At 41.0% G+C, this 21,241-nt stretch carries 16 protein-coding genes; 9 read left to right on the top strand and 7 right to left on the bottom strand.

Translation table 11 applies throughout. The features are described 5' to 3' along the window. Positions 1 to 44 precede the first annotated feature (44 nt). Both FW778_RS22450 and FW778_RS22445 read left to right on the top strand, forming a co-directional pair. Entirely contained in the window at positions 45 to 371 is a 327-nt protein-coding gene (locus FW778_RS22450; RefSeq protein WP_150417144.1) for a hypothetical protein, read from the top strand. Positions 372 to 592: 221 nt separating this feature from the next. Then, a complete protein-coding gene (locus tag FW778_RS22445) occupies positions 593 to 1,081 on the top strand; it encodes a DUF3592 domain-containing protein (protein ID WP_150417143.1) in 489 nt (162 codons plus the stop codon). A 205-nt stretch (positions 1,082 to 1,286) separates the two neighbouring features. Here the strand turns inward: FW778_RS22445 and FW778_RS23355 are convergent, their stop codons facing one another. After that, a complete protein-coding gene (locus FW778_RS23355; protein WP_202552443.1) occupies positions 1,287 to 1,436 on the bottom strand; it encodes a hypothetical protein in 150 nt (49 codons plus the stop codon). A gap of 177 nt (positions 1,437 to 1,613) precedes the next feature. Between FW778_RS23355 and FW778_RS22440 the strand changes: the two genes are divergently transcribed. The 6 genes from FW778_RS22440 (at position 1,614) to FW778_RS22415 (ending at position 13,853) form a co-directional block, all read left to right on the top strand. After that, positions 1,614 to 2,342 carry an ImuA family protein gene (locus tag FW778_RS22440; RefSeq protein WP_150417142.1) on the top strand — a complete coding sequence of 243 codons (729 nt, stop codon included), beginning with the start codon at positions 1,614 to 1,616 and terminating at the stop codon, positions 2,340 to 2,342. Position 2,343: 1 nt separating this feature from the next. Then, positions 2,344 to 3,843 (top strand): Y-family DNA polymerase, encoded by a 1,500-nt coding sequence (locus FW778_RS22435; RefSeq protein WP_150417141.1) that lies wholly within the window; start codon positions 2,344 to 2,346, stop codon positions 3,841 to 3,843. A gap of 11 nt (positions 3,844 to 3,854) precedes the next feature. After that, the gene (locus FW778_RS22430) at positions 3,855 to 7,079 is read left to right on the top strand and encodes an error-prone DNA polymerase (protein WP_150417140.1); all 3,225 of its coding nucleotides are present in this window, start codon (positions 3,855 to 3,857) and stop codon (positions 7,077 to 7,079) included. 649 nt (positions 7,080 to 7,728) lie between these two features. Further along, positions 7,729 to 10,068 (top strand): T9SS type A sorting domain-containing protein, encoded by a 2,340-nt coding sequence (locus FW778_RS22425; RefSeq protein WP_150417139.1) that lies wholly within the window; start codon positions 7,729 to 7,731, stop codon positions 10,066 to 10,068. A 676-nt stretch (positions 10,069 to 10,744) separates the two neighbouring features. Next, positions 10,745 to 12,616 carry a T9SS type A sorting domain-containing protein gene (locus FW778_RS22420; RefSeq protein WP_150417138.1) on the top strand — a complete coding sequence of 624 codons (1,872 nt, stop codon included), beginning with the start codon at positions 10,745 to 10,747 and terminating at the stop codon, positions 12,614 to 12,616. Positions 12,617 to 12,866: 250 nt separating this feature from the next. Then, positions 12,867 to 13,853 (top strand): DUF4421 family protein, encoded by a 987-nt coding sequence (locus FW778_RS22415; RefSeq protein ID WP_150417137.1) that lies wholly within the window; start codon positions 12,867 to 12,869, stop codon positions 13,851 to 13,853. A 101-nt stretch (positions 13,854 to 13,954) separates the two neighbouring features. On the opposite strand, the gene FW778_RS22410 is transcribed toward FW778_RS22415, so the two are convergent. The 5 genes from FW778_RS22410 to FW778_RS22390 all read right to left on the bottom strand — a co-directional run bounded on the left by FW778_RS22410 (position 13,955) and on the right by FW778_RS22390 (position 17,853). Continuing rightward, positions 13,955 to 14,458, bottom strand: a complete 504-nt coding sequence (locus tag FW778_RS22410) for a nuclear transport factor 2 family protein (protein ID WP_150417136.1) — start codon at positions 14,456 to 14,458, stop codon at positions 13,955 to 13,957. 86 nt (positions 14,459 to 14,544) lie between these two features. Next, the gene (locus FW778_RS22405) at positions 14,545 to 15,369 is read right to left on the bottom strand and encodes an SDR family oxidoreductase (protein WP_150417135.1); all 825 of its coding nucleotides are present in this window, start codon (positions 15,367 to 15,369) and stop codon (positions 14,545 to 14,547) included. A gap of 40 nt (positions 15,370 to 15,409) precedes the next feature. After that, a complete protein-coding gene (locus tag FW778_RS22400; RefSeq protein WP_150417134.1) occupies positions 15,410 to 16,393 on the bottom strand; it encodes an aldo/keto reductase in 984 nt (327 codons plus the stop codon). A gap of 149 nt (positions 16,394 to 16,542) precedes the next feature. Next, the gene (locus FW778_RS22395; protein WP_150417133.1) at positions 16,543 to 16,941 is read right to left on the bottom strand and encodes a (R)-mandelonitrile lyase; all 399 of its coding nucleotides are present in this window, start codon (positions 16,939 to 16,941) and stop codon (positions 16,543 to 16,545) included. A 60-nt stretch (positions 16,942 to 17,001) separates the two neighbouring features. Further along, positions 17,002 to 17,853 carry an aldo/keto reductase gene (locus FW778_RS22390; RefSeq protein ID WP_150417190.1) on the bottom strand — a complete coding sequence of 284 codons (852 nt, stop codon included), beginning with the start codon at positions 17,851 to 17,853 and terminating at the stop codon, positions 17,002 to 17,004. 155 nt (positions 17,854 to 18,008) lie between these two features. Here FW778_RS22390 and FW778_RS22385 point away from each other — a divergent pair, with 155 nt between their 5' ends. Then, the gene (locus FW778_RS22385) at positions 18,009 to 18,905 is read left to right on the top strand and encodes a helix-turn-helix domain-containing protein (protein ID WP_150417132.1); all 897 of its coding nucleotides are present in this window, start codon (positions 18,009 to 18,011) and stop codon (positions 18,903 to 18,905) included. Positions 18,906 to 19,057: 152 nt separating this feature from the next. Here the strand turns inward: FW778_RS22385 and FW778_RS22380 are convergent, their stop codons facing one another. Then, positions 19,058 to 21,160 carry a tetratricopeptide repeat protein gene (locus FW778_RS22380; RefSeq protein ID WP_150417131.1) on the bottom strand — a complete coding sequence of 701 codons (2,103 nt, stop codon included), beginning with the start codon at positions 21,158 to 21,160 and terminating at the stop codon, positions 19,058 to 19,060. Positions 21,161 to 21,241 lie beyond the last annotated feature (81 nt).

The following is a 21,241-nucleotide window of genomic DNA, read 5'->3' as shown; positions in this document are numbered from 1 at the left end:
CAACGTCCTTTGAGTCCTACATTTTAGCAATAATACACGATACAATGGCTATTGAGTCCTACATTTTAGCAATAATACACGATACAATGGCTATTGAGTCCTACATTTTAGCAATAATACACGATACAATGGCTATTGAGTCCTACATTTTAGCAATAATACACGATACAATGGCTATTGAGTCCTACATTTTAGCAATAATACACGATACAATGGCTATTGAGTCCTACATTTTAGCAATAATACACGATACAATGGCTATTGAGTCCTACATTTTAGCAATAATGCACGATACAATGGCTATTGAATGCGGGATTATTGCCAAAATCGAAGAAACAAAATCGACTCCTGTTCTGGCGCAAATCTCCTGACCTGTGCACTGACGTTACTTAGCATCTCTTATTACAACATATTTCATACAAAATGAATCTTATGCCAATCTTTAATCTAAAACTAAACAATGAACTACCGTGACGGCCCTTTCTTTAAATTGCGAATTTATCCTTCAATAAAGATTTAGTAACGAACAGTCACAGGTCTGGAGATTTGCGCCAGTCTGGGTTTTGAAAATTTAAAACATTTCATATTTTACATGCTGATAGACTATTTATATAAAGAATTACGTTTCGCTATCATGGGCTTTAATAATCAAACAAAAGAATTAACCTTCAATAAATACATAATATATTGGTTGCTTATGGCTTTACTTTTAGGCTATTCAGTTATACCCAAGCTGTATCATACAATCGTCTATAAGAAAACCACCGGAATCATAAAATATTTTGACCAGCAAAAATATTACTCCCAGGGTCGAATTAAATATGATCAGCTCCCACTTGTTGATTTTAAGGTTAATAATAATACGTATGAATTTTATGGAAATAAATACCTGAGAGATGCTTATTATGCCGGAGATACTGTGCAGGTTATCTACGATCCTGCTCTTAAGGGAGATGCTTATATAAATACGTTTCTTGGCATTTGGTCGCCTGAAGTAGTATATGTTCTTCCGACTGCATTGATAATCTTTTTAATTATTGGATTAGATAGAATTCCTCAAACAATTAAGATAGGGTTTTAGTGGGAACTAAATCTTTATTTTAACATATTTGTCCCAACATGTGCTTACCAGTTCTGGCGCAGGTGGTGTAAGACCTAACAGGTTTTGAAAACCTGTTAGGTCTTGTAAGCACTTTGATCTTGTTCATCAATACTTCCACGCCCCAGTATCCACCCCCTTCGGTGCATGTTCCGTAATATGGTCCGCCATCATTTGCAGCAGTTTGCTAGTGGGTACGGGCTGCCAGCCGTGGCCCTTCATCGAGCGCCGTATTCAATGTGCCTTCGTAATGCGGGTTCTCGGTATGCTTCAAAAAATCCTGGAAGTCGTGCACTGCAAGGTTCAGGTAAAAATTATCTTCATCGCCTACATACACATGCAGTTTGTCTATTAGCTACAGAATATTGAAAAAAAGATAAAAATTCGGTTAATAAGATAAAATGATTTGAACATCCCTTTAATTGAATAAAGGAAAAGTCGAAAGGGATAAATGCTAAATTATTTAGTATTTTTGTGTGAAGATTAAAAGCAAGTCTTAATAGTATTTATTTAAATGGCAGCAACAAAAGCAGATATTATCACTCAATTGCGAAAGGATATTCTTCCCCTACAAGGCTTTAAAACTGCCTTGAAGAATACGGCTGTAGATGCTAATCTCGGGCCTATAAAAAATGCTTTTCCCAATGCTTCATTTCCTTTGGGCGCCATACATGAATTTATTTTTTCAGAAGCAGAAGACCTGGCTACAACCGTTGGATTTATTAGCGGTATACTGGCTCCTCTTATGCATAATGCCGGCGTATCCATCTGGATCAGTAGTTCCAAAAGTGTTTTCCCACCTGCGTTACAATCATTTGGTATTGCTCCTGATAAAATCATTTTTATTCAATTAAAAAAAGAAAAAGAAATTCTCTGGTCAATGGAAGAAGCCCTAAAATGCAGTGGTGTAGCTGCCGTTATCGGGGAGATGCAGGAATTAAGTTTTACTGCTTCAAGACGCCTGCAGCTGGCTGTGGAACAAAGCCATGTCACGGGTTTTGTATTTCGCCGCAATCCACGTAATTTAAATACAACCGCATGCATCACGCGTTGGAAGATTACTTCTTCTTTAAGCGGGTTAACGGATATGCCGGGTATTGGATTTCCGCGCTGGAACGTAGAGTTATTAAAAGTACGAAATGGAAAGCCCGGCAAATGGCAGATAGAATTTTTTGGAGGCAACTTCCGGTATATCCCGGTAATTACAGCAATTCCGCTGGAGCAGCAGAAGAAAACAGGATAAAGTGCAGAAGCGTTTTGCAACGATATGGTTCCCTCATCTTACAACGGATTGGTTCATCCGTCGCCAGTCACGATTAAAGGAAATACCTTTTGTGTTAGCTGCGCCCGATCATGGACGCATGGTGGTAACAGCAGCTAACGTACCCGCACAAACGCAGGGCATTTATAAAGGCATGGTGGTAGCAGATGCAAGAGCTATTATTTTATCCCTGGAAGTGTTGGATGATCAGCCGGAACTGCCGGGAAAATTATTAAAAGGCATTGCTGAATGGTGCATCCGCTATACACCCGTTGTGGCTATTGATCCTCCTGATGGGTTAATACTTGATGTAACCGGCTGCACACATTTGTGGGGCAGCGAAAGACAATACCTAACGGACATCATTAAACGAATTAAAAATTTCGGGTATCATATAAGGGCTGCTATTGCTGATACAATCGGGGCGGCATGGGCTGTTACCCGCTATGGACACGAGCTTATTATTGAAAGCAATACACATCAGGGAGCACTGCAATTATTACCACCTGCAGCACTTCGGGTGGAAGCTGCAACAACAGAGCTGCTGGAAAAACTGGGACTGAGGCATGTTAAGGATTTTATGAATATGCCAAAGAGTGCATTAAGAAGACGCTTCGGCACAAACCTGCTCCTGCGTTTAGGCCAGGCGTTAGGTTATGAAGAAGAAGGTATAATACCAGTGCAACCTATAGAACCCTACCAGGAAAGATTGCCCTGCCTTGAAGCCATAGGAACAGCAACAGGAATTGAAATGGCATTACAACAATTGCTGAACACTTTATGCCACCGGTTACAGCAAGAGCAAAAAGGCCTGCGTATGGCCGTGTTCAAAGGCTATCGCGTAGATGGTAAAATTGAAAGCATTAGCATTGGAACTAACCGCCCTTCCTGTAACAGTAAGCATCTGTTTAAATTATTTGAAATTAAAATTGAAACTATTGAACCCGCTGCCGGCATAGAACTCTTTACACTGAATGCTTTAAAAGTTGAGGCGCTTTCAACCGTGCAGGAAACCCTATGGAATGGCAAAGAAAAATTGGATGATATGGCTTTGTCTGAATTACTCGACCGCATTGGTGGAAAGCTCGGTAATGATTGCATCTACCGCTTTATGCCTGATGAACATTACTGGCCTGAGCGTTCCTTTAAAAAAGCGCTTGACCTGGATGAGAAATTGCAAACCAACTGGCAGGTAAATAAGCCAAGGCCCTTACAAATTTTATACAAACCGGAAATGATAGAAGTAACTGCTCCTGTTCCTGATTACCCGCCTATGCTTTTTCGTTACAAAGGAAAGCTGCATAAAGTGATAAGAGCAGATGGCCCCGAACGCATAGAACAGGAATGGTGGCTGCAACAAGGCCAGCACAGGGATTATTATAGTGTGGAAGATGAAGAAGGCCGCCGGTATTGGCTCTTCAGGTCGGGGCATTATGATGCGGAGGCTTCTTATCAATGGTTTATTCATGGATTTTTTGCTTAACAATTTTGGTAATGAGTTATACAGAATTACAGGTAACAACTAATTTTAGTTTTCTGCGTGGCGCCTCTCATCCTGAAGAGTTTGCAGAACAGGCTGCTGCCTTAGGATATACTGAAATCGCTATAACAGACCGCAATAGTTTTGCGGGCGTGGTTCGTGCTCATGCTGCTGCAAGAAAATCAGGCATCCGCATTATTATTGGCTGCCGGCTCGACCTGTTGGATGGCATAAGCCTTCTCGCCTACCCTGCTAACGCAAAAGCATATTCGCAAATGTGTAACCTGCTTACAATGGGTAACCGGCGTGCAGAAAAAGGAGAATGCCATTTATATAAAGCAGATGTATATCAATATGCCGGGGATATAAAATTTATTGTACTGCCTCCGGGCGGATTAAATGAACGATTTGAATTTGATGCATCCTTTGCCATTGCATTGCAGGAATATCGCAATGCTTTTGGCAGTGATCTTTATCTCGGTGCTTCCCGCCGCTACCAGGGCGATGACAGCAAATATTTATACCGCCTTGCACAGCTTTCATCTCAAATACATATTCCTCTCGTTGCAACAAATGATGTGCATTACCATCATCCGGCCCGCAGGCAATTGCAGGATATTGTTACCTGTGTTCGTGAAAAATGTACTATCTATAATGCAGGCTTCCGTTTGCACCAGAATGCTGAAAAATATTTGAAGCCCCCGGAAGAAATGCTCCGGCTATTCCGTCAATACCCGGAGGCGATAGAACATACACAGGAAATTGCATCGGCCTGTAAGTTTTCATTAGATGAATTAAAATATGAATATCCCGAAGAGATCACTACTGAAGGACGTACACCCCAGGAAGAGCTTACGTTCCTTGCGTGGCAGGGAGCAAAAGAACGGTATGGAGAACTGGTTCCTGCAAAAACGATTGCTGCAATAAAACATGAGTTACATTTTATTGAGCAAATGAATTATGCTGCTTATTTTCTTACCGTATATGATATTGTACGGTATGCAAGGCAGCAAAAAATTCTTTGCCAGGGACGCGGATCCGCTGCTAATTCAACGGTTTGTTATTGCCTGGGTATTACTTCTGTTGACCCTGCAAAATTCGATCTTTTATTTGAGCGGTTTATTTCTTCGGCACGCAATGAGCCACCTGATATTGATGTAGATTTTGAACACGAGCGGCGTGAAGAAGTAATTCAATACATCTATCAAAAATATGGGCGTGAGCGTGCCGCTATCATTGCTACTGTTACACAGCAACATCAAAAAGGTGCGATAAGAGATGTAGGTAAAGCAATGGGATTGTCTGTTGATACCATCAATCGCTTATCAGGTTCCATCTGGGAATTTACAGATGAATGGTTTGAAGGAAACCGGCTAACGGAACAAGGGCTTAACCCTGCTGATCAGCATCTTCGCAAGGTATTACAACTTACAAAAGAGTTCATGGGCTTTCCGCGCCAGTTGGGCCAACATACAGGAGGCTTTGTTATTACCCGTGGTAAGTTATCTGACCTCGTTCCCATTATGAATGCCCGTATGGAAGACAGGACCTGTATTGAATGGAACAAAGACGATATTGATGCATTAGGTTTTATGAAAATAGATGTGCTGGCCCTTGGCATGCTTACCTGCATCCGCAAAGCTTTTGATAAAGCAAAAGAACATTACGGTCTTGACCTTACACTAGCCAACATTCTCCAGGATGACCCGAAAGTATATGAAATGATTTGCCACGCAGATACCATCGGTGTTTTTCAAATTGAAAGCCGTGCCCAGCAAAGCATGTTGCCCCGGCTAAAGCCAATATGTTTTTATGATCTCGTTATTGAAGTAGCTATTGTAAGGCCCGGGCCTATACAGGGAGATATGGTGCATCCTTATTTACGCCGCCGCAATAAAGAAGAACCTGTTGAATATCCTTCCAAAGAACTGGAAGATATTTTAGGCAGAACGTTGGGTGTTCCCTTGTTCCAGGAGCAGGCGATGAAGATAGCGATAGTAGCAGCAGGATTTACCCCCACCGAAGCAGATGAACTGCGCCGCAGCATGGCAACATTTAAAGCAAATGGACTCGTTTCTAAGTTTAGAGAAAAGCTAACTAACGGCATGATTAAAAATGGATATTCGCAGGAATATGCACTGCGGGTATTTAAACAACTGGAAGGCTTTGGCAGTTATGGTTTTCCGGAGAGCCATGCAGCAAGCTTCGCACTGCTGGTATATGTTTCTTCCTGGATAAAATGCTACTACCCCGATGTATTTGCCTGCGCTTTGCTCAATAGTATGCCTATGGGATTTTACCAGCCTGCACAGATTATTATAGATGCAAGAAAACACGGCGTGGAAGTAAAGCCTGTTGATATTAATTATTCCATGTGGGATAATACGCTGGAAGAAAAATCAGGTAAGTATTGTGCCCTTCGTCTTGGATTCAGGCAGGTAAAAGGGTTGAGGCAGGAGGATATGGAACTGCTTATAAATAACAGGAAAAAACCTTACAGCACTATTAATGAATTGCGGAATATATTATTGCCTGAAGCTGCATTGCAGAAATTAGCAGATGCAGATGCATTCAGGTCTGTGGGGCTTGACCGCCGTGAATCGTTATGGGAAGTATCTACAAAAGACCGGCCCGTAGAAATGTTCTCGGGGCAGCAGTCAGCAGATGCTAAATATGAGCGTATAACCATCCCCGTTATGTCAACTTCTGAGCATGTTGTGCATGATTATGCTGCCACCTCCTTATCGTTAAAGGCGCATCCTGTAAGTTTCATAAGAGAAAAGCTGGAGCAGCTTCATATAATATCGGCCAGCCAGTTACCGAAGTTAAAAGACGGGGCTTTTGTAAAAGTTGCGGGGCTTGTTTTGGTAAGGCAAAGGCCCGGTACTGCAGGTGGTATTTGCTTTATGACCATTGAAGATGAAACAGGAGTAGCCAACCTCGTTATTTTTGAAAGCCTGTTTGAAACGTTCCGGAAAGAAATTTTACTATCGCGGCTGATAATGGCGGAAGGCAAATTACAAATAGAAGGAGAAGTGATTCATGTGATTGTGAAACGTTGCTATAATATTTCAAAATTGTTGCGCCATCTTACCGAAGCCCACAAAGAAGATTTACCGGTGCTTACCCTGTCCCGTGCAGATGAAAAATCTATTCCCGCATATTTACAAAATAAAAGATCGCAGGCAGGGCCTGGTGAAGAGGAGAAAATTTTTCCGCAGGCGAGGAATTTTAAATGATCCGTCTTGCTAACTACTCAATTAGAACTAACGGTCTAAATTAATTAATGCTCAACCGCACAGCCCGGGGTCCGGGATATTTGGCGATTATAAATTCAACGATTGCTCCTTTTTTTATCCGTAATTAAAAATATTTTTTCCAACACTTGCAAATATGAAAAAAATTAATTCTATTTACACCCGACTCAATTCTTATCAAAACCTACTCCTCACTCCAACAATCTATCATTAACACACTAACGGTTATATTTAAAGTCCAGACTATTCTGCGAATACTCCAGATTACTTCTGATCAGATCGTTATAACGTTAGGTTGTTATAGATATTGAATTATTTACTTTAAAGACGATTATCCTTTGTAAAAATCCTTTCGCTATTTCCTGCACACCTGTTTTCATTTCAATCCTTAAATTATTTTCTACACACACTAGTACTCCTGGTACATCAGGTCCTTTATCCATACTGCAGAACCAATGCCTTATTTTGTTGCGAGACAAACTATAACGCATTCTATTACTTCTGAAATATTACCACCGAATTATTAATAATACCGTCCGGGTATCCTTTCGATTAATCTTTTAACTGCATTCATCCATGCATTCGTTATGAAAAATTCAAAAGAATTTTTTTATCATTAAAACAATTAATCATGAAATCAATTTTCACTTTCCGACAATTTCAAAAATTGAGATCTGTCAGCATTTCTGAACGTTCAAAATGGGCAGATTATTTATTCCTCCCTTTAAAAAGTTTGCTCTTTGTGTTGCTGCTTTTTATTTCATCTAATTCATTCGCGCAAACTTTCCCGCCGGCAAGTTCCTGCACATCAAAAGATTTGATATTGGTTAGCGCCGAATTGAATAATGGTGATATATGTGGCTCATGTACACCTGGCACTCAAATCACTAATAGACATTTAATCGGCTATATTAATAACAAGACAGGCTCAACAAGAACATCTTTTGCATTTTGGGGCACTCTTGTATTAACGGACCCTGATGGCACTATACATACTCGTTCAATAACCAGATGTGCCGGCCCGATTCCAAAAAATAATATAACGGGTATCGATTTCGACACGGTAAGATATACATGCGGTCAATCCCTTAAGATTATCAATTTGTACTTAGCCTGGACTGATGCATCACCAGGATCTGTATGTCCTTTAAATTCTGCTACTATTAATCCTAAGTGCGGAACTTTGCCTTCAATAACGGTAGTGGCTGGTTTAAATGCAGACATTGATACTACTAATGCAACCTGTACTTCGGGAGGAACAATTTCTGTAAGCCCCTATGGCGGCACAGCTCCTTATAGTGTTACGGTGAATAGTGTCACTAAAACAGTTTCTGCTGGCGGGACAGCAACCTTCAGCAATCTTCCGGCCTCAACCACTCCTTATACAATTTCTATAACTGACGCAACCCTTCCAACTCATTGCACTAACAATTCACATACAAGAACTATTAATTCTGCCGCTGCTGTAACAGCCAATGCAGGCAATGATTTTACAAAGACCTGCAGCACCAATCCAAATGGCGCTCAAATTGGCGAAACAGCGGTGAGTGGATTTACCTATTCATGGTCTCCAACAGCGGGGTTAAGTGATGCAACTGCCGCTAACCCGACAGCCAATCCTTCCTCCACAACCACATATACTGTAACAAAAACCAGCACTTCTACAGGTTGTTCCGGTACTGATGCAGTAACGGTAACCGTTAACACGACACCACCGACTGCAAATGCAGGCAGCGATGTGACATTAAATTGTACCACGAAGAGTACGACTCTTGGAGCTTCAGGTGGTATTTCCTATTCATGGTCACCATCTGCCGGACTGAGTGCAACGAATATCGCTAATCCGACAGCGACTTCAACGTCCACAACTACCTACACAGTAACAGTTACAGGGAGTAATGGATGTACAGCTTCAGATGATGTAGTTGTTACAGTAGATAATACACAGCCAACTGCAAACGCAGGCAGCGACGCGACATTAAATTGTACAACGACCAGTACTACTCTCGGAGCTTCAGGTGGTGTTTCCTATTCATGGTCACCATCCGCAGGATTGAGTGCAACCAATATTGCTAATCCCACAGCGACGCCTACGTCCACTACTACCTACACCGTGACAGTGACAGGGGCTAATGGGTGTACAGCTACCGATAACGTAAAAGTAACGGTTGATAATACAAAGCCGACTGCAAACGCAGGCAACGATGTGACGCTAAACTGTACCACCGGCAGCACAACCCTTGGTGCTTCGGGTGGCGTTTCGTACTCCTGGTCACCTGCAACCGGCCTGAGTGCAACGAATATCGCTAATCCGACAGCGACGCCAACGTCCACAACTACATACACAGTGACAGTTACAGGGAGTAACGGATGTACAGCTACAGATGATGTGACAGTCACGGTGTCAACTACACCCCCATCTGCACCAGCAATCTGTGTAACGCAACCGTCTTTGTGCGGGCCAACAACTGGTAGTGTAACTATTAAGAGTCCACTAGGTACAGATTATTCGTATAGCATAGATAACGGAACCACATGGCAATCAAGTACTAATTTCACAGGTCTCGCTGCCGGTTCAGTTACAGGAATAAAAGTTAAGCAAACCAGCACAGGTTGCGTTTCTTCAGCGGTTAGCTGCGATGCTTCAGATTGTTCAAGCCCGCAAACTCCGCTCTCTATGACACAGCCTTCTACGAAAATTTCATCAGACCAAACAACCGTAAAGGCTTATCCTAATCCATTCAATAACCAGGTAAGATTTGTTGTAAATGCTGGTCATGCAGGAAATGGAACATTGGAAGTATTTAATGTACTGGGACAAAAAGTGAAAACTGTTTACCACGGATATGTTCCCGCAGGTGTCAATAATTTCGACCTGAATTTACCAGGCCAGAAGAACGCCAACCTGATTTACAGATTCATTTTGGATAATAAACTTGTAACCGGAAAGTTAATCCAGTTGAACCAATAGCAGTTAAATATCCCAGAGCAAAAAGAGATAAAAATAATCTACTGTCTAAAGCGCCCGGAATTCCCGGGCGCTTTTGTTATATCAATGTTTAAAATAAATAAAATCTCACATGCTATGTTCTATCCTGAATCAATAAGCAAGGCCGAATTGAAATTAATAGTTTCGGCAACCGCAACAAAAAGTGTGTTGTGCAATTGCAATTAACGGTTGTTCAGCAACAAGCACATTGTTTTAAATTAGGGGGTAAACTTCATTGAAAAAAACTTCGATTTTTACTTGGAAATGTGACAGAGTTTGTGCTACTTTGTAGCCAATTCAATTCTATAAACCCCGCTTCTTCCAGTTACCACTCGAATTTTTATCACCAGGATTTTTATCGTAAAATCCAATAGTCTCGCTAGAAAGCTAATTATCATTCCTTTTCTGTTGAATAATCTTTACTTCTGAAAAGATTCTAAACAGTCCATTCATCATTTATCAAGAGCCGGCTTAGTTTGCCCCTGAGTTGCAAGAAGCATCAGAGTTAAACATTTACATTACTTCTTTTACCATACATAATATCAATCGAAATATTATGTGTGAGTCCATCCATCCATTCGATAAACCAAATGTGCTCGCCTCTTCTTCTGCATGAAAAATAATCACATCAATTTTTTAATTAGTAAAACAATTAATCATGAAATCAATTTTCACATCCGGGCAATTTCAAAATTTGAGACCTGCCAACCTTTCTAAAGACAAAAAATGGGCAGATTATTTATTCAGCCCTTTAAAAATCTTATTCTTTACATTACTGTTTTTTATTTCATCAAATTCATTTGCGCAAACTTTCCCGTCGGCAAGTTCATGCACATCTAAAGATTTGTCCCTGGTAAGTGCAACGCTTGATGTTGTAAAATGCGAAAATTGTACGCAAGGTGACTCTGTATTTCATAATTTAACTGTAGGTATCAACAACAAAACAGGTTCAACAAGGACATCTTTTGCTTTCTGGGCAACCCTAACAATCCTTAATTCTGATGGAACAACTGCGTCAACAACACCCATACAAGGCTGTTTTGGTCCCATACCAAAAAACACTACTACTAATTTCCCATACCCAAAAAAACTTGGTTATAAATGCGGGCAATCCTTGGAGCTGACCAATATATGGGAAGCATGGACGGATGCTTCTCCGGGGTCCACGTGCCCTATTCTCCTGGCAAATACTTCCACCATTAATCCTAAATGTGGAACAAATCCTTTACTTAATATTATTGCAGGTGTAGATGCCAATATCGATACTGTAAATGCTACATGTACTACTTTGGGTTCTATCAAGGTGAAACCATTTGGTGGTACAGCACCTTACAAAGTGGCATTAGGAAATAATACGCCTGTTTCCGTTGCTGCAGGTGACTCAATAACCTTTTCAAATCTTGCTCCAGGTACATATACCATTAATCTTACTGATGCGAATAATTGCCCTAATCCTGTCGTAAGAACCAGGACGATCGTCGCAACAGGTTCAGTGGCAACACCGGCAGCAACCGTAACTCAGCCAACCTGCACGGTAAGTACAGCGACTGTCACTGTAACATCTCCCGTAAGCGGAGTCACCTATACTCTTACCCAATCTGGTGTGGTAAAATACACAGCAGCTTCTGACGGCACTTTCAGCTCAGTAGCAACAGGCACTTATGGATTAACTGCTACTAACGGTTCTTGTTCAAGTAACGGAAGCAATGTAACTGTTAATGCACAGCCTTCAACGCCGGCAGCACCTTCAGCAAGTGTAACTCAACCAACCTGTACGGTAAGTACAGCGACAGTCACTGTAACATCTCCCGTAAGCGGAATCACCTATACTCTTACCCAATCTGGTGTGGTAAAATACACGGCAGCTTCTGATGGCACTTTCAGCTCGGTAGCAACGGGCACTTATGGGTTGAACGCTTCTAACGGTACTTGTTCCAGTGCAGGGAGCGATATAACGGTTAACGCCCCGCCCGCATCACCTACATTTACAGTATGTCTGGTTCAGCCTACTCTTTGTGCAAATAGTGGAAGCGTAACAATCAGTGCTTCCGGAGGAAGTGGGTTTAGCTATAGCATTGATGGAACAGACTTTACCAATAACACAGGAATTTTTAACAACCTTGGTTCCGGATCGGTAAGCAGTATCCAGGTTAAAAATTCCGATGGCTGTATTTCTGCTCCCGTTAGTTGTAATGACATAACGTCTAACTGCGCTCCTCCTGCCATAGGCGTAGTAGCTCCAACTCAATCCATCAAGATCGCTTCAGACCAAACAACGGTAAAGGCGTATCCCAATCCTTTTAATACCCAGGTAAAGTTTGTGGTGAATGCAGCGCATGCAGGAAATGGAACATTGGAAATATTTAATATTGTTGGACAAAAAGTAAAAACTGTTTATCATGGACATGTGGCTGCAGGTGTCAATAATTTTGACATGAATTTACCAGGCCAGAAAAATGCCAACCTGATTTACAGGTTTATATTAGATAATAAGGTTGTAACTGGTAAGTTAATTCAACTAAACCAATAACAGTTAACCGGAGACATCAATTGATTATCCTAAACGAAAGCGCCCGAAATTCCGGGCGCTTTTTTTATATTAATGCTTCCAAACAAAAAGCCAGGTTTAACATGAATCGAAAGCTATTTACAAATAGCAGGCACCGTTAGTAAATCATATCAGAAACGAAAAACAGAAGTGGTATTATATTATTCTTAACTACGGGGCTTTGGTTCTTTTCGTTTATTTGCAACGCGTACTATTAACCCCTGGCATTTTAATGAAGCATTTTACTCTGAGCAATATCGTCTTTTTGCTAACGGGCATTCTTAGCTATTCCGTGTCATTTGCTCAAAAGTCTGCTGTTGATTCAAATTATATCCAGCCATTTGAAAAAACAAATATTATAGAAATATACCCCGACATATACAGTACACGATTTAATTTCTACAGTCGCCACGAGCGAAAAAATAATTATAGCCTTGTTGCCAACAGCAATGCGCACATCAGTACCAACCTGAATTATAAATGGCTATCGTTGAGTTATTCGTGGGCTATGCCGGGTACCGAACTCGACAGGCATGTAAAACTGCAGTATACTTCCCTGGGATTAAATCTTGGCGGAAAGCAAATGCGTTTTCGTCCCTATTATGAATCATATAACGGGCTGTTGATACCCGTGGAGAAAGTTAAACGCAGGTATTATATTTTCCAGGGAATACAGTTTACCACAGCAGGGTTCGATTATTATTTTTTCAGCAACACAAAACTATTTTCATTTAATGCGGCAAAAAGTTTTTCTTTAAAGCAGGCTAAAAGTGCAGGCTCCGTTTTTGTAATGGCTACACCTTCCTGGCAAAAGATCAATTGGAAGAAACCTTCAAGGAATTTGGTAAAAGATTCCACAACATACAGTCTTCTATCACAGCACCCGGAATGGATTTCATTTATTGGCCGCATCGGCTATACATACAATTTTGTAATCGATAAAGGCAAGTGGATTATTGCACCCGCCATCTTAACCGGCGCCGGTTTATTAAGAGAGATCAATACTGCTGACAAAAGCCTGCATGCAGTTACCAACATGCAGGCATGGCTGAATGCGGGTTATAATGGTCCTACATTTTATTTTTACTTTCATGCCTGGTGGAATAACCTGCAGACTGACCTTCTTATCAAAGACATGAACCAGGTAAATACCAATTTTTCACTTACAGTTGGTTATCGTTTTAATAACTTTCGTAGAAAGATACTTGGACTGTTATAGAGCCCAGGGAAATGGTTTCGTTTATAATAAAACCCATTACTGCTGCCGTCTCCGTTGCGTTTACAGGAAGTTAGGTCGGGTTACAACTTTTGAAAGTGACGTTAGTGCTGCTGGTTATTGTTATTCATTTTAACGGGCCTCATCAGGTGCGAGAAAGTTAATGAACCCATTTTCCATTTGCCGTGTTCTTTGATATACACTTCAGTTACCATAAAAGGATTGGTGACTTCACGGCCACCTACTTCTGCCACCAGGTCGATGTCGTTTAATAAGATGGCTGTGTTACCAAACATGTTTACTATAACTGCGTAAACCTCTGCTTGCTTATACCAGATACCGCCACTTTTAATGGTTACCAGTTCCTGGGTTTTCCCCCAGCTTCCTCCCATATGAACGAACATGGATTTATCATCAAACAGCATATTTAAAGAATCTACGTTTTTGCTCGCCATCCAATCCCATTTCTGTTTGGAAAGGTTGATGATTTCCTGTTGTTCAGGTGTATTATTTGCGGAAGTCTTAATTGTTTCCGTTGGCGGCTGCTGTGCGAACGACGATTGCGCACCCATTATTAATAGAAACAGCCCGAGAATTTTTGCTTTCATGTGTTGTTGATTTTTATGTTTTTACAATCGAGAATTTTGAAAGTTATTTTTATAGAATCCGAATATTTCATTATTGTTACGCCTGATTATGGAGCAAGTTCCCCATACCAATAAGCGGCAGTTACTCCGCCATCCATCAGAAAATCACTGCCGGTAATAAATGCACCATCATTGCCCATTAACAATGCGCCGACTGTTCCAACTTCGTCAGGTGTACCGGCGCGTTTTGCTGCAGATACGTCTATCATTCTCCTGTAACCTTCGCCACGCGGGCCTTTCAACTCATCGTTTGCAAGCGGTGTAATAATGATGCCGGGACTAATGGTATTAACCCTTGCGCCACGTTTGCCCCAGCGAACAGCTTCAGCCATCACACGCAAAGAATTACCACGCTTTGAAAGTTGATAAGCATGTAGAGAATCCTTTACCTGGCCAGGCTGAAGAAACGAAAGTTTCAATAGTTCTTCAACCGGCGTAGTTGCAAGAGCTTTGTTTTGTTCTATTGATAGCGGTGGCAATCGATGCCCCGATTGGGAAGCGATGACAACGCAAGACCCGCCCTGCGCTATAACGTTTCCGAATTCTTCCAGCACTAATGCCGTTCCATACAAATCAACCTTAAGAATTGTTTCAGGCGACGCCTGCGAAGGGGAAACACCAGCAGCATGAATAACGCCAAACACTTCGCCTAAAGATGTTGCTTTTTCAACGAGAGCATGAACAGAATTTCCTGACGATACATCAACAGTTGTGGTAGTAACTTCAAAACCTGCATCACTCAATGTTTGCGCAGCCGCGTCCGCATTTTCCTGTCGTATATCAGCAAGCAAAACATGCTTTCCTGCACTAACGCGTCTTGCGATGGCCTGGCCGATGGAACCGGCACCAATTACAACAATTACGTTTTTCATATTATTCTTATGTTGCTATGTCTTTCATTAATATTATAACCTAACGATTAATCATTCTTTGCATCTGTTCAGGATAGCGGTCGCCTTGCACATCAATCTTAGAAACCGCTTCATTGATTTCTTTAAGATCACTAAGGTTGAGCGTTATTGCTGCTGCACCAACATTTTCCTCCAGCCGATGCAATTTGGTTGTGCCTGGAATGGGAACAATCCAAGGCTTTTGTGCAAGCAACCATGCTAATGCTATTTGTGCATTAGTTGCGTTCTTCTCTTTGGCAATCGCTGCAAGCACATCCACCAGCGCCTGGTTTACTTTCCTGTTTTCTTCAGAAAAACGCGGAACAACATTTCTAAAATCAGTTTTATCAAAAGTGGTATTTGCGTCTATCTTCCCCGTTAGGAAGCCTTTGCCCAAAGGGCTGAAAGGCACAAAGCCAATTCCCAGTTCTTCGAGTGTTGGGATTATTTCTTTCTCCGGCTCTCTCCACCAAAGTGAGTATTCACTTTGCAAAGCGGTTACAGGCTGAACAGCATGTGCTTTACGGATAGACGCCACACCAGCTTCCGACATACCAAAGTGTTTTACTTTACCCTCTGCAATCAATTCTTTTACTGTACCAGCCACATCCTCAATGGGCACATTAGGATCAACGCGATGCTGGTACAATAAGTCGATAACGTCTGTTCGTAAACGCTTAAGCGCTGCTTCTGCAACTGCTCTTATATTCTCAGGTCTGCTGTCGGTTCCTAAAACCGTTTTACCTTCTTTAAAACCAAATTTGGTTGCAATCACTATTTCGTTGCGAAAGGGCTGCAACGCTTCGCCAAGTAGCTCTTCGTTGGCATACGGCCCGTATGCTTCAGCAGTATCGAAAAAGGTAACACCCAATTCAAATGCTTTCCTGATTAAATTAATTGCCACTTTTTTCTCCGTTGCAGGACCTAAGCCAAAACTGAGTCCCATACAGCCAAGGCCTAATGCAGATACTTCAAGCCCGCTTTTGCCTAATTTTCTTTTTTGCATGATAACTTATTTTTTAATTTTTAATAATTATAACCTTTGTGTATTCTTTGTGGTATCTTATATGCTTACCCATAGAAAAAATCCTGTGTTCACAGCCAAAAGGAATTGACCACGAAGGCTCAAAGAGCTCAAAGAAAACTTCGTTTATTTTATTTCTTATTATACTGTTCATCGGAAACTTTCTCCATCCACTCAACCACTTTGCCGTTCAAATTTTCCTGTATGGCTATATGTGTCATACCGGTAGTGGAGGTAGCGCCATGCCAATGCTTTTCATTTGCCTCAAACCAAACTATATCCCCGGGATGAACTTCCTCCACATCACCCCCTACTCTTTGCACCCAGCCACAACCCGCTGTAATAATTAATGTTTGCCCTAACGGATGAGTATGCCATGCGGTTCGTGCTCCGGGCTCAAATGTAACGCTGGCGGCGGCTGCACGTCTTGATTCATTTGGCTCAAACAACGCATCAATGCGCACCGCTCCTGTAAACCAATCTTCCGGCCCTTTGGCAGAAGGCTCGGAACCGATTCTTGTAATTTTCATAATATTTTTTTTTGTTTAATTACATAATATCAATACTACCCCTGCAGTCTATTGAGTAAGTTAAATATCCAATTTTCTTTCGCCCAGCCATCTTACCATTGCAGGATCACGGTGGTCAAAAAAGAGGCTTGCATTTGTGTCTAATGTTTTAATGGCTTCCATATCTTCTGCACTTAACTCAAAATCAAGGCTGTTGAAGTTCTCTATTATTCTTTCGTTACGCACTGATTTTGGAATAGCAACAACGCCTCTTTGGGTAAGCCAGCGAATTACTACCTGGGCAATGCTCTTATTATATTTTTTACCGATGGAAGCGAGCAGTTCATTGTGAAACATATTGTTCTTGCCTTCGGCAAACGGGCCCCAGCTTTCTATCTGTACATTATTTTCCTGCAGGAATTTTTGTGCTTCAATTTGCTGATGAAACGGATGCGTTTCAATTTGATTTACGGCCGGAACAATTTCGTTGTGAATGATTAAATCAATCAGCCGGTCCGCATGAAAGTTGCTTACACCAATGGCTCTTACTTTCCCTTCTTTATACAATTCTTCCATCGCTCTCCATTCACCATATACATCTCCGAAAGGTTGGTGAATAAGATATAAATCCAGGTAATCTAACTGCAATCGCTTTAATGAACTTTCAAATGCTCTCTTCGTATTATCGTAACCGTTAGACTGTATCCAGAGCTTGGTAGTAATAAATAAATCTTCTCTTGGCACACCGCTTCTTTTAATTGCTTTTCCTACTGCCTCTTCATTCATATACGATGCTGCAGTATCAATTAACCGGTAGCCTGTCTCAATCGCATCAACCACGCTTCTTTCACATTCTTCCAAATCCCTTACCTGGAAAACACCAAATCCCAGTATAGGCATTTCAACACCGTTATTTAGTTTTACTGCTTGCATCGTCTTCATTTAGTTTTACAAAGGTGCTGGTAATTATCATCTCACATAGTATACAGATCGCGGATTTATTTACCAATATTGCTGATTGAAGCATGCACATTAACCGGGCCATGAATAATGCGCTAATTTTGATTAAGCAAAAAAACACGACAGAAATGGATAACATAATAAGATTTGAGTCCATCAGCGATTACAATTCATTTAACAATAATGAAACTCTGCACCCACTGGTGAGTGTTGTTGACTTGTCGAAGGCTTCACCGCGGCAAGGTTCAAAAATGTATTTCGGCTTTTATACAATTTTTTTAAAAGATATAAAATGCGGCGACCTCGTGTATGGCCGGCACACTTACGATTACCAGGAAGGCACCCTGGTATTTATTGCGCCGGGGCAGGTTGCAGGTGTGAATAGTAACGGGGAAACCTACCAGCCAAAAGGTTATGCACTGCTATTTCATCCTGATTTAATCCACGGCACACCACTTGGAAAGCACATACAGGACTATACCTTTTTCAGTTATCAATTTCATGAAGCGCTGCACTTATCGGAGCGTGAAAGAAAAATCGTGCTGGATTGTTTTTCAAAAATTGAATATGAATTAGAACATGCCATCGACAAGCACAGTAAAAAATTAATTGTTTCTAACATTGAACTTTTCCTGAACTATTGCACCCGTTTTTACGATCGCCAGTTTATTACCCGTGACAATGTACACAAAGGCATCTTAGAAAGGTTTGAGTATTTGCTGAATGGTTATTTTGAAACAGACAAGCCGCAAACTATCGGCCTGCCTTCAGTGGCTTGGTGTGCCGGTGAGCTCAATTTATCTGCAGGTTATTTTGGAGACCTGGTAAAGAAGGAAACGGGAAGAACAGCGCAGGAATACATTCAATCGAAAGTGATAGATGTGGCGAAAGAGAGAATATTCGACGAAAGCAAATCGGTTAGTGAAATTGCGTACGGGCTTGGCTTTAAATACCCGCAGCATTTTACCCGTTTGTTTAAACAGAGAGTGGGTCATTCGCCGAATGAGTACAGGATGCTGAATTAAGGTAAGTTTGGTTATACCTATATTAATTGTTTCAATCTTGTAAGATGCTCTGCAATTTTATATTAACTGTACCGTGAATTGTCAAACGGAAAATGCGTGTTCTGTAGCTATATTATTCGTTTTACAGGTGTAAGTACATGTAGCCCCAGGTATCAGGCAGGTAATTGAATTATAAACTCGGCCCCCTCACCTTCTGTTGTTTCTGCCCGTATGGTGCCTCCGTGTTCCTGGGTAACAATATCATAACTTAACGACAAGCCTAACCCTGTGCCTTCACCCGTTGGCTTGGTGGTAAAGAATGGTTGAAATATTTTATCTAAAGCTTTTTTGGGAATACCCATACCATTGTCGCGTACCCTGATCTCTACTTTACCATTTACCATTTTGGTAGTTACTACTACCTTTGGTTCATATGCATCTCCAAGCTTTTTCTTTTTCTCATTAACCGAATAAAATGCGTTGTTATATAAGTTTAGCAATACGCTTCCAACGTCCTGGGGCACAATTTTTATTTCACCGATTTTGCTATCGAAATCAGTTACCAGGTTGCCAATGTGTATTTTATTTTTTGCCCTGAAACCATGATAGCTTAACCGAAGGTATTCATCAGCCAGGCTGTTCAGGTCCGTTAGTTCCTTAGCTCCCGTGCTTACCCGCGAATGTTGTAGCATTCCTTTAATAATTATATCGGCACGCTTTCCATGATGAATGATCCTTTCCATATTTTGGGTAAGATCCGTCAAAATTTCATCGGCCTCCAGCTGGTCTGCACTGTTTAATTTCTTAATTGGACCATCTTTCAAATCATGCAATAGTTCCACGTTAACTTCAGAAAAGTTATTTACAAAATTCAGGGGGTTTTGTATTTCATGCCCTATGCCGGCGGTGAGCAATCCTAATGAGGCCATTTTTTCTGATTGAATCAGCTGGGCCTGGGTGGATTTTAATTCTTCGAGTGATCTCCTTAGCTGGAGCGTACGTCGGTTGACTTTTCGATATAATTTTAGCAATACAAAAACAACTATAAAAACGCAAACCAGGCTCACTGCCAAAGTATTCCTGGCAAATTTCTGCCTTTGCAGGTCCAGCTTCTGGAGGGCTTTGTCTTTGGTAAGATTATCAATCTGCGTTTGCTTTTTCTGTATTTCGAAATTTGTTTGAAGATTGTTCACCTTTTGGGCGATATCCAGGTTAAATAATGTGTCTTTAATATTGGTGTAGAGCGTTTGATATTTGTAAGCGTCATTAAAATTCTTAAGTCCGGCATAGGCTAAAGCCAGGCCCTTGTATGCATCTCTCAATTCCCTTTTCAGGCTTGCACTATCGGCCACAACCTGCGCATTTTTATAAGCAACCAATGCATTTGCATAATCGCCTTTATTATAATTGGTATTTCCAAGGCCAAGGTACGATTGTGCAATATCCAACTTCAAATCAAATTTCTTTGCAAATGACAGTGCCTGGGTATGGTATTGGCTGGCAAGTGTAAAATTTTTCTTCCGGGTATATATCTTACCTATATCGTTTAAAGAGTAAGGAATATTTTCCGTATTACTGTAGGCGTCCAGCGACTGGTTAAAATAATAGAGTGCTGAGTCATCTTCATTTCGATTCATATAGGTCTCACCGATATTCACCATGAGCCCGCCCATAATATTTTGATCTTTGAGCTTCTTACTAAGATCCAGTGCCTTTAGATAGTAACCGATGGCCTTGTTATAGGTAAATTTGTTATTGGAATAAATAGTTCCAATATTACCCATCGCGATGGCTATTTTGTGATCATCTTTGGTTTGTTCAGCAATTTCCAGGGATTTAAAATAATACTCCAGTGCTTTCGGATCGTCGCCCTGGTTCATATATACCGACCCGATATTATTAAGAAGCAATGCTTCGTTTACCTTATCGCCTATTGAATCGAAAAGCAGGTAAGATTGACTCCAATGCTCAATTGTTTCGGGATATTTTGTCTGGTTATAGTAAACCATTCCAATATTCTTATGGGCGAAGGCAATACCCGTTGAATAACCGAGTTTCTCTGCAAGCTTCATGGCTTCATCACTATACCTGATAGCATCTGCCGGAGAAGAACTCATGTACTCTGTACTTAATAAAAGTAAATTTTTAACCTTGCTGGTATCATTTTTACCCTGGCTAATTATGTTTTGTAAGCTATCAATTTTACCTTTTTGAGCCATGCAGCACGCAGAAAGACCGATAAAAAATATGCTCAAAAATATTTTCTGTCTATTCATTTGCGAAAGTTACTTGAATAAATTTACACCTTCTTTTATTTCGAAAACCAGATGCCCCGGAATGTATTATAATAAAAATGA

Origin of the sequence: Ginsengibacter hankyongi (genome assembly GCF_008710285.1) — a bacterium.
Classification (GTDB): Bacteria; Bacteroidota; Bacteroidia; order Chitinophagales; family Chitinophagaceae; genus Ginsengibacter; species Ginsengibacter hankyongi.
Note: the sequence above shows the minus strand (reverse complement) of the source record. Positions and strands in the feature narration are given on the sequence as shown.

Coding starts and splice junctions, on each gene's coding strand:
- FW778_RS22450 (WP_150417144.1), top strand. CDS start 45: ATGGCTATTGAGTCCTACATTTTAGCAATAATACACGATACAATGGCT.
- FW778_RS22445 (WP_150417143.1), top strand. CDS start 593: ATGCTGATAGACTATTTATATAAAGAATTACGTTTCGCTATCATGGGC.
- FW778_RS22440 (WP_150417142.1), top strand. CDS start 1,614: ATGGCAGCAACAAAAGCAGATATTATCACTCAATTGCGAAAGGATATT.
- FW778_RS22430 (WP_150417140.1), top strand. CDS start 3,855: ATGAGTTATACAGAATTACAGGTAACAACTAATTTTAGTTTTCTGCGT.
- FW778_RS22425 (WP_150417139.1), top strand. CDS start 7,729: ATGAAATCAATTTTCACTTTCCGACAATTTCAAAAATTGAGATCTGTC.
- FW778_RS22420 (WP_150417138.1), top strand. CDS start 10,745: ATGAAATCAATTTTCACATCCGGGCAATTTCAAAATTTGAGACCTGCC.
- FW778_RS22415 (WP_150417137.1), top strand. CDS start 12,867: ATGAAGCATTTTACTCTGAGCAATATCGTCTTTTTGCTAACGGGCATT.
- FW778_RS22410 (WP_150417136.1), bottom strand. CDS start 14,458: ATGAAAGCAAAAATTCTCGGGCTGTTTCTATTAATAATGGGTGCGCAA.
- FW778_RS22405 (WP_150417135.1), bottom strand. CDS start 15,369: ATGAAAAACGTAATTGTTGTAATTGGTGCCGGTTCCATCGGCCAGGCC.
- FW778_RS22400 (WP_150417134.1), bottom strand. CDS start 16,393: ATGCAAAAAAGAAAATTAGGCAAAAGCGGGCTTGAAGTATCTGCATTA.
- FW778_RS22395 (WP_150417133.1), bottom strand. CDS start 16,941: ATGAAAATTACAAGAATCGGTTCCGAGCCTTCTGCCAAAGGGCCGGAA.
- FW778_RS22390 (WP_150417190.1), bottom strand. CDS start 17,853: ATGCAAGCAGTAAAACTAAATAACGGTGTTGAAATGCCTATACTGGGA.
- FW778_RS22385 (WP_150417132.1), top strand. CDS start 18,009: ATGGATAACATAATAAGATTTGAGTCCATCAGCGATTACAATTCATTT.
- FW778_RS22380 (WP_150417131.1), bottom strand. CDS start 21,160: ATGAATAGACAGAAAATATTTTTGAGCATATTTTTTATCGGTCTTTCT.